Below are 12,322 nucleotides of genomic sequence, written 5' to 3' on the forward strand. Positions count from 1 at the left end.
CCCGTCGCCCGCCGGTTTCTCACCCCGGCCACACCAGCGACTGCACCTCGCTGTAGGCGTGCAGGGCGTGGACGCCGACGTCGCGGCCGACTCCGCTCTTCTTGAAGCCGCCGAACGGGGCCTCCATGTTGCGGCCGACCGTGTTGATGCCGACGCCCCCGGCCCGCAGCCGCCGGGCCACCCGGAAGGCCCGGGCCACGTCGCCGGACCAGACGTAGTCGATGAGGCCGTAGTCGGAGTCGTTGGCGAGGGCCACGCCTTCGTCCTCCTCGTCGAACGGGATCACCACCACCACGGGCCCGAAGATCTCCTCCCGCGCCACCCGCATGTCGGCGGCGCAGTCGGCGAGAAGGGCGGGCGCGACGAAGAAGCCCCGGTCCAGGGGCGGGCGTTCGCCGCCCGTCACCAGCACGGCCCCTTCCTTCCGCCCGAGTTCGACGTACGCCTCCACGCGTGCCCGGTGCTCGGCGGAGATCAGCGGGCCCATGACCGTGTCCGGGGCCGCCGGGTCCCCGATCCTCAATCGGCCCGCGTAACCGGCCAGTCGCTCGACCAGGCGGTCGTACACCCCGCGCTGGGCCAGCACCCGGGTCGGGGCCGTGCAGATCTGGCCGCTGTAGAAGGAGAAGGTGGTGCCGATGCCGGCGACGGCCAAGGCCAGGTCGGCGTCGTCGAAGACCAGCGCGGCCCCCTTCCCGCCCAGCTCCATCAGCTGCCGTTTCATGTCCCGCCCGCACACCTCGCCGATGCGCCGCCCGACGGCCGTGGACCCGGTGAAGCTGACCATGTCGACGTCGCCGGAGGCCACCACGGCCTCCCCCACGGACACGTCCCGCCCGGAGACGACGTTCACCACGCCCGGCGGCACCCCGGCCGCCTCCAGCGCCTCCGCCATCCGGTAGACGGACAGGGGGTCCTGCGGGGCGGGCTTCACCACGACCGTGTTGCCCATCGCCAGCGCCGGGGCGATCTTCCCGGCCGGGTTGGCCCACGGGTTGTTGTACGAGGTGACGCAGGTGACGACCCCGACGGGCTGCCGTACCGCCAGCGCCCCCATCACTCCGGCCTTCCCCATCGGCCCGTCCTCGTTGATCTGCGGGGCGATCGCCCACTCGGCGGGCTCCACGCGCGCGTACCGGCGGAAGCGGGCGGCGGCCACCCCGACCTGCATCGCGCGGGCGGTCCCGGTGGTCGCGCCGGTCTCGGCCCGGGCCAGGTCGGCGTACGGCACCAGCCGCTCCCGGATGATCTCGGCGGCCCGCCCGAGCAGCGCGGCCCGCTCCTCCGGCCGGGTCCGCGACCACGCCCCGAACGCCTCCCGGGCCGCCGCGCAGGCCGCCCGCGCCTGCTCCGGCGAGGCCTCCGGCGCCCAGCCGACGGTCTCCTCGGTGGCCGGGTCGGTCACCGGGTAGTGCCCGGCGTCCGGCGCCACCCACCGGCCGCCGACGAACAACGGCTGCCCCGCGCCCGCCCCGCGCCCACCATCCGCGCCCACCCCGTGCCCACCGCCCGCGCTCACCGCGTGCTCACCGTCCGCGTGTCCCGCCCGGACCGCAGCACCCGGCCCGGTACGGCCCCGGTCACCACGTCGTCCCGGATGGCCTCCACGCCGTTGACCCACACGGCCCGCACGCCGATCGCCCGGGAGTCCAGGCGGGGGCTTTCGCCCGGCAGGTCGTGCACCAGCCGGGCCTGGCCGGCGTCGATCCGCTCCGGGTCGAAGAGGACGAGGTCCGCGTGCCAGCCCTCCTTCACCCGCCCCCGCTCCCGCAGCCCGAAGAGCCGCGCCGGGTCGTCCGTCAGCATCCGCACCGCCCGCTCCAGACCGACCAGCCTCCGCCCGCGCAGACAGTCCGCGAGGAACCGGGTGGTGTACGGCGCCCCGCACATCCGGTCCAGGTGGGCGCCCGCGTCCGAGCCGCCGAGCAGGACGTCCTCGTGCTGCCAGGTCTCGGCGCGCAGCGCCCAGGACGCGGGGTCGTTGTCGGTCGGCATGGGCCACAGGACCGTACGCAGCTCGTCGTGGGCGCAGATCTCCACCAGGCAGGCGAAGGGGTCCTGTCCGCGCTCGGCGGCGATGTCGCGCACCACGCGTCCGGTGAGCCCCCGGTTGGCCTCGCTGTAGGTGTCCCCGATGACGTACCGCCCGAAGTCCGTGAGCCGCCGGAAGACGCCGGCCTCCTTCGACCCGGCCCGCCGGAGCATCCCGGCGCGGACGTCCGGGTCCCGCAGCCTGGCGATGCGCTCGGGGACCGGCAGACCCAGGACCGGCCCCCACCCCGGTATGAGGTTGAGGGCGCAGAACGTGCCGAGGGACATGTTCATCGGGGTGAGGATCGGCATGGTGAGCGCCACGACCCGCCCGCCGGCCTTCCGCGCCCGCTCGCTCGCGCTCAGCTGCCGGGGCACCCGCTCCGGGACGGCCGCGTCGATGGTGAGCACGTTCCAGTTCAGGGGCCGCCCGGCGACGGCGCTCAGCTCGGCCAGCAGCTCGATCTCGGCGTCGCTGAACTGGTCCAGGCACCCGGCGACGATCGCCTCGATCTGCGTCCCCTCGTGCTCCCCGACGGCCCTCGCCAGCGCCACCAGCTCCTCGGGCCGCGCGTGCCGGGAGGCCACGGGCTGTCCGTCGCCGTCGGAGTGCGTGCCGGACTGCGTGGTCGACAGCCCCCACGCCCCGGCGTCCATGGCCTCGTGCAGCAGCCGGAGCATCGCGCCGAGCTGCTCCTCGCCCGGCTGCCCGCCGACGGCCTGCGGCCCCATCACGTACCGCCGCAGCGCGCAGTGCCCCACCATGAACCCGGCGTTCACCGCGATCCGCCCCTCCAGGGCGTCCAGGTACTCCCCGAACCCGTGCCAGCTCCAGGGCGCCCCCCGCTCCAGCGCCACCAGGGACATCCCCTCCACCTTGCACATCATGCGGCGCGTGTAGTCGGCGTCCTCGGGGCGCTCGGGGTTCAGCGGCGCCAGGGTGAACCCGCAGTTCCCGGCGGCCACGGTGGTGACCCCGTGGTTGAGCGAGGGCGTGGCGTACGGGTCCCAGAAGAGCTGGGCGTCGTAGTGGGTGTGGGGGTCGACGAAGCCGGGGGCGAGGACGAGACCGGCGGCGTCCTCCGTGGTGCGGGCTTCCTCGGTGATCTTTCCGATGACGGCGATCCGTCCGTCACGGATGCCGACGTCCGCGGTGTATCCGGGCGCCCCCGTGCCGTCCACGACGGTGACGCCCTTGATGAGGTGATCAAGCATGGGGCTCCCTTTTCGACGGAGGAACGGAAAAGGGGCGCGGGGAACTGCGCGAGGAACCACGACGCACCCGCACCCCGCGACGGCGCTCAAGCGGCAGCCGCAGCCCGGAACCGGGACGTCCGATGCACCGGATCCGTGTCGATCTTCGGAATCACATGCTCACCGATGAGCCGGATCGTCCGCAGCGTCTCCTCCTTCGGCACCCCCACCGGCAACCCGAAGCTCAACTGGTCAGCGCCCGCCTGCTCCCACCGCTTGCACTGCCGCAGCACCTCGTCCGGGTCCCCGCAGATCAGCAGCTCCTCCTCGATCAGCAGCTCCACGAACTCCGGCGTGTACTCGGGCAGCGTCTCCGGCCACACCGGGAACCCCTCCGGCCGGGGGAACGTGTCGTGGTACCGGAAGACCAGCGAGGGCAGATAGTGCAGCCCGCCGTTCACGGCCGTCTCGATCGCCTCGGCGTGCGTGGGCGCGCAGATCGCGGTCGTCGTCACCATCACGTTGTCGTTGACGAAGTCACCCACCGGCTCCGCGTCCACGATCGCCGTCTTGTACTGCTCCAGCACCCACTCCATGTCGGAGACCTTCTGGATGCTGAAGCCGAGCACCCCGAGCCCCTTCTTCGCGGCCATGGCGTACGACGGCGGGGACCCGGCCGCGTACCACATCGCCGGGTGCGACTTCCCGTACGGCTTGGGCAGGACCTTCCGGGGCGGCAGCTGCCAGTGCTTGCCCTGGAAGCCCGCGTACTCGTCCTGGAGCCACATCTTCGGGAACTCGGCGATGGTCTCCTCCCAGATCTCCTTCGTGTGGTTCATGTCGGTGATCCCGGGCAGGAAGCCGAGGATCTCGTGCGACCCGGCGCCCCGCCCGCTGCCGAACTCGAAGCGGCCCTCGCTGAGGTGGTCCAGCATGGCGACCTTCTCGGCGACCTTCACCGGGTGGTTGACCGGGGCCAGCGGGTTGAAGATCCCGGAGCCCAGGTGGATCCGCTCGGTGGCGTGGGCGAGGTAGCCGAGGAAGACGTCGTTGGCGGACAGGTGGGAGTACTCCTCCAGGAAGTGGTGCTCGGAGGCCCAGGCGTACTTGAAGCCGGACTTGTCCGCCTGGATGACGTACTCGGTCTCCTCCATCAGCGCCTTGTGCTCGGCCAGCGGGTCGGTCTCGGCACGCTTGCCCACGTATCCCTGTACAAAGAGCCCGAATTCCACGGCGGTTCACCGTCCCAAGTTGTCTGACGTACCGTCAGATACCGTTCGTCGGCCGACTGTCGCACCGGCCGCTTGCACCGTCAATAGCTGACGGTCTGTCAGATCAGGTTCAGATGACGCTGACGCCGGCCAGCCAGCCGCCGTCGATCACGAACGGCTGCCCGGTGATGTACGAGGAGTCGTCCGAGGTGAGGAAGAGGGCGAGCCGGGCCACCTCCTCGGGCTGGCCGACCCGGCCGAGCGGCACGAGCCCCCGGTACAGCTCGCCCAGGGCCCGGCTCATCTCCTCGGGGTCGGCGTCCGGATCGAGCCTGGCCGGGTTCGACATCGCGGTGTCGATGGCACCCGGGCAGATGGCGTTGACCCGGATCCGCCGGCCCGCCAGCTCCAGCGCGGCCACCCGGGTCAGCCCGAGCACGGCGTGCTTGGTGGCGGCGTAGGTTCCCACGGCCGCCATGCCCGTCAGGGCGGTGTAGGAGGCGGTGTTGACGATCGTGCCCCCGTCCGCCAGCTCCGGCGCGACGGTCTTGATCCCCAGGAAGCACCCGACCTGGTTGACCCGCACCACCCGCATGAACTCGTCCAGCGGGGTGTCCACGAGGGCGTTGAAGCGCAGGATGCCCGCGTTGTTGACCAGCCCGTCGATACGGCCGTACGCCTGCTTGACGGCGGCCACGGCATCCCGCCAGCCGTCCTCCGTGCCGACGTCGAGATGGACGTACAGCGCCCCTATCTCCTTGGCGAGGGCCTCCCCCTGGTCGTCCAGCACATCGGCGACGGCCACCCGCGCGCCCTCCGCCCGGAACAGCCGCGCCTCCTGCTCGCCCTGCCCGCGCGCCGCCCCGGTGACGATCACGACGCGTCCGTCCAGCTTGCCCATGCCGTACTCCTCAGAGGTCAGGAGCCACTTCGGCTCCGAAGGCCGCCACCTGGTCGGTGAGTTCGGTGCGGCTGCGGCTGCGGAACCGCACCTGGATCTGGTCCACGCCCAGCGCGCGGTACGCGCGCAGGGACTCGGCGAGCGCCCGCGGCGGACCGCTGACCGTGCGCCGCCCGACCTCCCAGGCAGGCGTGCCGACGTACAGCGGCTCGGTGAGGGCTCCGACGGTGTACGGCCCGTCGAGACCGGCTTCCTCGCGCAGCCGCCGGATCCGGTCGATCTGCGCGCCCAGCCGCTCCCGTGGGTCGCCCTGCGGCAGCCAGCCGTCGCCCTTCAGCGCGGCCCGGCGGACGGCGGCGGGCGAGGAACCGCCGACCCACAGGGGGACGTGCGGCTGCGCGGGGCGGGGGCGCTGGCCCAGGCCGGCGAAGTCGTAGTGCTTCCCGTGGTGCTCGGGGAACTCCTCGGGCCCGAGGGCGGCCCGCAGGGCGTCGATGCTCTCGTCGAGTACGGCTCCGCGCCGCTCGAAGTCGACTCCGAGCGCCTCGAACTCCTCCCGCACATGCCCGGCCCCGACCCCGAGGATCAGGCGGCCGCTGGAGAGGTGGTCGAGGGTGGCGTACTGCTTGGCGGTCAGCAGCGGGTGCCGGAGCCCGACGACGGCCACATGGCTGAGCAGCCGTACCCGCTCGGTGACGGCGGCGAGGTGGGCGAGGGTGGCCACGGGGTCGTACCAGACCGTGCTCATGACCGGGGCGAGGCGGCGCGGGACGGCGACGTGGTCGCAGCAGGCGACGTACGCGAACCCGGCGTCGTCCGCCGCCCGCGCCACCGCGACCAGGTCCTTCGGCCCGGCCCCGGTCTCCCACTCCTCCGTGTACAGGGTGCTCTGCGACTGGACGGGCAGCTGGATGCCGTACGCCAGGGCGCTCACGCCCGCCACAGCCCTTCCGGGGTCAGCCCCAGCAGCTCGATGGCGTTCCCGCGGACGATCCGCTCGACCACATCGGCCGGCAGGTGCCCCATCTGCGCCTCGCCGACCTCGCGGGACTTGGGCCAGGTGGAGTCGGAGTGCGGGTAGTCGGTCTCGTACAGGACGTTCCCGACGCCGATGGCGTCGAGGTTCCTGAGCCCGAAGGCGTCGTCGAAGAAGCAGCCGTGGACGTGCTCGGCGAACAGCTCGGACGGCGGCCGGGTGACCTTGTCGGCGACCCCGCCCCACCCCCGGTTCTCCTCCCAGACCACATCGGCGCGCTCCAGGATGTACGGAATCCAGCCGATCTGCCCCTCGGCGTACATGACCTTGAGGTGCGGGAAACGCTCGAACTTGCCGCTCATCAGCCAGTCGACCATCGAGAAGCAGCAGTTGGCGAAGGTGATGGTGGAACCGACGGCGGGCGGGGCGTCGGCGGAGGTCGACGGCATGCGGCTGCTGGACCCGATGTGCATGGCGACGACCGTGCCGGTCTCGTCGCAGGCCGCGAGGAACGGGTCCCAGTCGTCGGTGTGCACGGACGGCAGGCCGAGATGCGGCGGAATCTCGGAGAAGGCGACGGCCCGGACCCCGCGCGCGGCGTTCCGCCGCACTTCCTGTGCGGCCAGCTCGGCATCCCACAGGGGTATGAGCGTGAGCGGTATCAACCGCCCGCGTGCCTGCGCCCCGCACCACTCCTCCACCATCCAGTCGTTGTAGGCGCGGACGCAGAGCAGGGCGAGTTCCTTGTCGGCGGCCTCGGTGAAGGTCTGCCCGCAGAAGCGGGGGAAGGTGGGGAAACAGACGGCCGACTGGACGTGATTGACATCCATGTCGGCGAGGCGCGCGGGCACGTCGTACGACCCGGGCCGCATCTGCTCGTACGTGATGACTTCGAGTCTGACCTCGTCTCTGGCGCACCCGACGGCGGTGTCCAGGCGGGTCAGCGGCCGGCGCAGATCCTCGTACACCCACCAGTCGCCGACGGGCCCTTCGTCGCTGCCCGGCGTGCCCATGACGGGCTTGAACCGCCCACCCAGGAAGGTCATCTCCTTCAGCGGCGCGCGCACGATCCGGGGCCCGGCGTCCCGGTGTTTCCTCGGCAGCCGGTCCTGCCACACGCCGGCGGGCTCAACGGTGTGGTCGTCGACGGAGATGATCAGCGGGAACTGTGTGGTCTCCATGCCTGTCACCGTAGCGCCGATCTGACGGTCCGTCAGCTACCGCTGTCCGGCGACCGGCATGCGAAGAGGTTGTGAGGGCTCTGTGCACCCAGGTGTGGCCCTCTGTGATCGGCGTCTCCCACGGCTGACGCAACCGCCCGGAACAAGGCAAACTGACGGGGTTGTTCGTGATGCCGAGGGGGACGAACGCATGGACGGTGGGCCGCGAGTACCCGAGCAGCGGCGTGCCGGCTCCGCGCCCGTCGCGGAGCCCGGCCCGATGCGCTTCGGCGTGCTCGGTCCGGTGCGGGCCTGGCGCGGCGAGGAGGCGCTCAGCACGGGCTCCCCCCAGCAGCGCGCCCTGCTGGCCGCGCTGCTGCTGCGCGAGGGCCGTACGGCCACGGCGGCGGAGCTGATCGACGCGCTGTGGGGGTCCGAGCCGCCGTCCCAGGCGCTGGCGGCGGTCCGCACGTATGCCTCCCGGCTGCGCAAGGTGTTGAACCCCGGCGTCCTGACCAGCGAGTCCGGCGGGTACGCGATCCGGGGTCTGCGCGAGGGCGCCCTCGACCTGGCGGTCGCGCAGGACCTGGCGGCGGAGGCGGAGAAGGCGAGGGGCACCGGGGACCTGGGCCGGGCCCGGGCCCTGCTGAACCAGGCCCTGGACCTGTGGGACGGCGAACCGCTGGCCGGGGTCCCCGGCCCGTACGCCGAGGCCCAGCGGGCCCGCCTGGAGGAGTGGCGGCTCGGCCTGCTGGAAACCCGCCTTGACCTGGACCTGGAACAGGGCTGCCACGCGGAGGCGGTCTCGGAACTGACGGCCCTGACGGCGGCGCACCCGCTCCGAGAGCGCCTGCGCGAACTCCTGATGCTGGCGCTGTACCGCAGCGGCCGACAGGCGGAGGCCCTGGCGGTGTACGCCGACACCCGCCGCCTGCTCGCGGAGGAACTGGGGGTCGACCCCCGCCCCGGCCTGAGCGAACTCCAGCAGCGCATCCTCCAGGCGGACCCGGCCCTGGCGGAACCATCGGCCCCGATGGCGGAACCGACGGCGACCCCGGTCCGCCCGGCCCAGCTCCCCGCGTCCGTCCCCGACTTCACCGGCCGCTCCTCCTTCGTGTCGGAACTGACCGAGGTGCTGTCCTCGGCGTCCGAGGCGGAGGGCCGGGTGATGGCGGTCTCGGCCCTGGCCGGTATCGGCGGCGTCGGCAAGACCACCCTGGCGGTGCACGTGGCCCACCGGGCCCGCCCGGCCTTCCCGGACGGCCAGCTGTACGTGGACCTCCAGGGCGCGGGGCCGAGGCCGGCAGAGCCGGAGACGGTGCTGGGCTCCTTCCTGCGGGCGCTCGGCACGCCCGACACCGCGATCCCCGACTCCCTGGAGGAACGCTCGGCGCTCTACCGCTCGGTCCTGGACGGCCGCCGGGTCCTGGTCCTGCTGGACAACGCGAAGGACGCGGCCCAGGTACGGCCCCTGCTCCCCGGCACCGAGGGCTGCGCGGCCCTGGTCACCTCCCGCGTCCGCATGCTCGACCTCGCCGGCGCCCACCTGGTCGACCTGGACGTCATGTCCCCGGACGAGGCGCTGGCGCTGTTCACGAAGATCGTGGGCGAGGAACGGGTGGCGGCGGAACGCGAGGCCGCGCTGGACGTGGTGGCGGCCTGCGGCTTCCTCCCGCTGGCGATCCGCATCGCGGCCTCCCGTCTGGCGGCCCGCCGCACCTGGACGGTCTCGGTCCTGGCGGCGAAGCTGGCGGACGAGCGGCGCCGGCTCGATGAGCTGCAAGCCGGGGATTTGGCGGTCAAGGCCACCTTCGAACTCGGCTACGGCCAACTGGAACCGCCCCAGGCTCGGGCGTTCCGCCTGCTGGGCCTGGCGGACGGCCCGGACATTTCGCTTGCCGCTGCCGCCGCGGTCCTGGACCTCCCCGCGGAGGAGACGGAGGACCTGCTGGAGTCCCTGGTGGACACGTCGCTGCTGGAGTCGGCGGCGCCTGGGCGGTACCGGTTCCATGACCTGGTGCGGCTCTATGCGCGGGCTTGTGCGGAGAGGGACGAGTGGCCGCCCAGCGAGCGGGAGGCGGCGATGTCTCGGTTGCTGGACTTTTATCTGGCCACGGCGGCGCGGGTTTATGCGATGGAGCGGCCGGGGGATCGGACGGTCGCACATCTTGAGGACGTCCAGCGTCCGGGAAGTGAGTTCCCCAGCGCCACGGCCGCGCTGGACTGGCTGCATACGGAAGCCGAGCCCCTTCTCGCATGTGTTCAACAGTCGCTGAAGGCGCCCACATTGCGACGAGCCGTCGATCTCTTGCTGGCCACCATAGATCTGGCTGAGTCCGGCGCCAGCGCTCGCCGGTACGAGACAACAGCCGCAGCCGCGCGTGACGCAGCCGCCGGAGTTGGAGACGCGCACGCCGAGACCCGCGCCCGGATCACGCTGGCACAAGTCCTCAGCCAGTCGGGACGGTTCGATGAGGCCAGACTCGAGGCCGAACACGCGGATCTGCTCAACGAGACGGCCAACGATCCCTGGACAAGCAGTACGGCACCGAATCAGCTGGGAATCGTCGCTAACTGCACCGGACGATTCCCGGACGCCGTGATCTATCTACAGAGGGCCATCGAAGCGTTCCGCGCTGATGACAACAAACCAGGCGAAGCAAGTGCTGTGTGCAACCTTTCCCGCGCCCTCGCCTCGATGGGACGGAGTCAGGAAGCTGTAGAGCTGGCGAAGCGGGGCGTCGACATCTACGACGAACTCGGCATGTCCATTCGTCTGGCCAATGCTCGCTACGCTTTGGGCATTGTGCTCACACAGGCCGGATGTCTGGCCGAGGCCCTTGTGCAACTGAGCGAGGCGCTCGGCATGTTCACAGACAGCCGACAGCGCCTGTGGGAAGGAACGACGCACTTTCGCATCGCACAGGTGCACATGCTTTCACGGCGCCCGGCTCAGGCGGCCCAGCACGCCGAACAGGCGTTGGCGATCGGTTATATCGGTGGAGACTGGATGAGGGCCAACGCGCTGACGATGCTGGGCACGGCCCTGGAAGCGCTTGGGCAATCCGATCGCGCCCGGGCCTGCTGGCATGAGGCCCTCACACTGTACGAACAAGCGGGCTCGCCGGAAGCCGGCGAAGTACGCAGCTTGCTTGCGCCGGTGGCAGCCGCCTGAGCGCCTGCCGCGGCGACGTCGTTCATCGAACGTTTATGGGTGGCTGTCACTCTCGGTGTGTCGATCCGCCGCTGTCGGGGGGCAGGCGGATCCGCTGGGCCTCGTGGCTACTCTGAGGCCTCCGGGAACGCTCGTTCGGCGACCCACGGGGGAGTTGCCGAACGGGCGCTCTTTCATCGCATGACATATCTCTTGGAGTACCAGCCATGAGCAACGACAAGAAGATCACCACGTTGGACCAGCACACTCCCGTTCCGCCCGCGCTGGACGAGCCGGTCACCACGATGGACCAGCACACTCCCGTCCCGCCGGCCCTGGACGAGCCGGTCACCACGATGGACCAGCACACTCCCGTCCCGCCGGCCCTGGACCTGAACGACAAGTAAGCCACCACCCCGACGGAGACAGGCCGCGGCGGCGCGGAGGGGAAGCCGCCGCGGCCGAGGCGCGCCCGGTGCCAGGCACCCGCCGGTGACTGGCATGTTCGTACCACCAGCGTGTCGCGTTTGCCCAGGTCGACGAGCCCTGCCGTGGAACCGATCTGCCAATCCCTGGTTTCCGCTGGGGGAGGGGAGTTATCCACAGGGGGCTGAAGGGGGCGGGAGTTCGGGCAGGGTGGGCGGGTGGAGCGGGGGGAACTGAGGGGGCTTGTCGAGGGGGGTGTGCTGCTCTCCTCGCGGGCGGTCGCGGCCGGGTGGCCTCGGGTCTCCCTCGCTCGGCGGCTGGAATCGGAGGGATGGACCCCGATCAGACGGGGTGCCTGGGCCGAGCCCGGGCAGGTGGTCGGGCTTCCCTTGCGGTTGAGGGCAGCGCAGCTTCTCAGGCCGGGGCTCGTCGTGAGTCACCGCTCGGCCGCTCGCCTCTGGCAGATCGAGACGCTGGGGACGCGCTCATCGGCGGAGTACCTGGAGTTCACCGACCCCACGCTGGGAGCACGGCAGGGTCTCGCCGAGGCGCGCATCCACCGGATTCCGCTCCCGGACAGCGACGTCGAGAAGTGGGCCGGGCTCCGCGTCACGCGAGTCCCTCGTACGCTCGCCGACCTTCTCCGGGCAGGGCCCAGGTACGACGCCCTCGTCGCCGTGGAGTCGGCGCTCACCTTCCGCCGGATCGACGGACAGCGCCGGGCGCCGGTCACCACCCTCGCCGCCGTGTCCTTCGCCTTGCAAGCCCCACGGCTGGGAGCCACCCGGGCCCGGGACTGGCTGCGTCTCGTCGATCTGCGTTCCGGCTCACCGGCCGAGGCGGTCGCCCGGTTACGGATGCTCGACGCCGGACTGCGACCGGAGACCCAGGCCGAGGTCCACACCCCGGACGGCCGCCGTCGTTACCTGGACTTCTTCTTCCGGGCGGCAGGCCTCGCCGTCGAGATCGAGGGTTACGCCTACCACGGCACCCGCGACGCCCACCGTCGAGACATCGACCGCTTCAACCAGATCCTGCACTGCCCCGAGGTCCGCAGCCTCCTCCGCTTCAACGCTGAGGACGTCTTCCACAGACCGGATTGGATGGTCCGGGAGATCAGGGGAGCGTCGGGGGTACTGGGGGCGTTGGAGGGGCGCGGAGGATGTTGACGCCGCCCGGTGCTGTGAGGTGACCGTTGGGCCGCTCGCTTCTCGGCCAGTGTCGTGCTTCCACGGGCCGCCTCAAGGGCGCTGCGCGTCGCCTTCGGCG

The 12,322-nt window shown here is 71.6% G+C and carries 9 protein-coding genes; 3 read left to right on the forward strand and 6 right to left on the reverse strand.

All coding sequences use genetic code 11. The annotated features are described in order from the left end of the window. Positions 1-19: 19 nt before the first annotated feature. The 6 genes from ACZ4WH_RS08260 to ACZ4WH_RS08285 all read right to left on the reverse strand — a co-directional run bounded on the left by ACZ4WH_RS08260 (position 20) and on the right by ACZ4WH_RS08285 (position 7,494). Positions 20-1,453, reverse strand: coding sequence for an aldehyde dehydrogenase family protein (locus ACZ4WH_RS08260; RefSeq protein WP_468177892.1), 1,434 nt, complete (start codon positions 1,451-1,453; stop codon positions 20-22). Positions 1,454-1,515: 62 nt separating this feature from the next. Further along, positions 1,516-3,246 (reverse strand): N-acyl-D-amino-acid deacylase family protein, encoded by a 1,731-nt coding sequence (locus ACZ4WH_RS08265; RefSeq protein WP_468177843.1) that lies wholly within the window; start codon positions 3,244-3,246, stop codon positions 1,516-1,518. 86 nt (positions 3,247-3,332) lie between these two features. Then, positions 3,333-4,457, reverse strand: coding sequence for an LLM class flavin-dependent oxidoreductase (locus ACZ4WH_RS08270; protein WP_468177845.1), 1,125 nt, complete (start codon positions 4,455-4,457; stop codon positions 3,333-3,335). Positions 4,458-4,566: 109 nt separating this feature from the next. Beyond that, the gene (locus ACZ4WH_RS08275) at positions 4,567-5,337 is read right to left on the reverse strand and encodes an SDR family NAD(P)-dependent oxidoreductase (protein ID WP_468177847.1); all 771 of its coding nucleotides are present in this window, start codon (positions 5,335-5,337) and stop codon (positions 4,567-4,569) included. 10 nt (positions 5,338-5,347) lie between these two features. Further along, positions 5,348-6,262, reverse strand: a complete 915-nt coding sequence (locus tag ACZ4WH_RS08280; RefSeq protein WP_468177894.1) for an LLM class F420-dependent oxidoreductase — start codon at positions 6,260-6,262, stop codon at positions 5,348-5,350. Positions 6,263-6,267: 5 nt separating this feature from the next. Further along, a complete protein-coding gene (locus ACZ4WH_RS08285) occupies positions 6,268-7,494 on the reverse strand; it encodes an amidohydrolase family protein (protein WP_468177849.1) in 1,227 nt (408 codons plus the stop codon). A 190-nt stretch (positions 7,495-7,684) separates the two neighbouring features. Here ACZ4WH_RS08285 and afsR point away from each other — a divergent pair, with 190 nt between their 5' ends. The 3 genes from afsR to ACZ4WH_RS08300 all read left to right on the forward strand — a co-directional run bounded on the left by afsR (position 7,685) and on the right by ACZ4WH_RS08300 (position 12,222). Next, positions 7,685-10,648 (forward strand): SARP-family global regulator AfsR, encoded by a 2,964-nt coding sequence (gene afsR, locus ACZ4WH_RS08290; protein ID WP_468177850.1) that lies wholly within the window; start codon positions 7,685-7,687, stop codon positions 10,646-10,648. 206 nt (positions 10,649-10,854) lie between these two features. Beyond that, positions 10,855-11,034 carry a regulatory protein AfsS gene (afsS, locus tag ACZ4WH_RS08295; protein WP_468177852.1) on the forward strand — a complete coding sequence of 60 codons (180 nt, stop codon included), beginning with the start codon at positions 10,855-10,857 and terminating at the stop codon, positions 11,032-11,034. Between the two features lie 450 nt (positions 11,035-11,484). Next, positions 11,485-12,222: a hypothetical protein gene (locus ACZ4WH_RS08300; RefSeq protein ID WP_468177854.1), complete on the forward strand. Its 738-nt coding sequence runs from the start codon at positions 11,485-11,487 to the stop codon at positions 12,220-12,222. Positions 12,223-12,322: the final 100 nt, after the last annotated feature.

It is taken from the genome of Streptomyces sp. NPDC029138 (assembly GCF_055564375.1).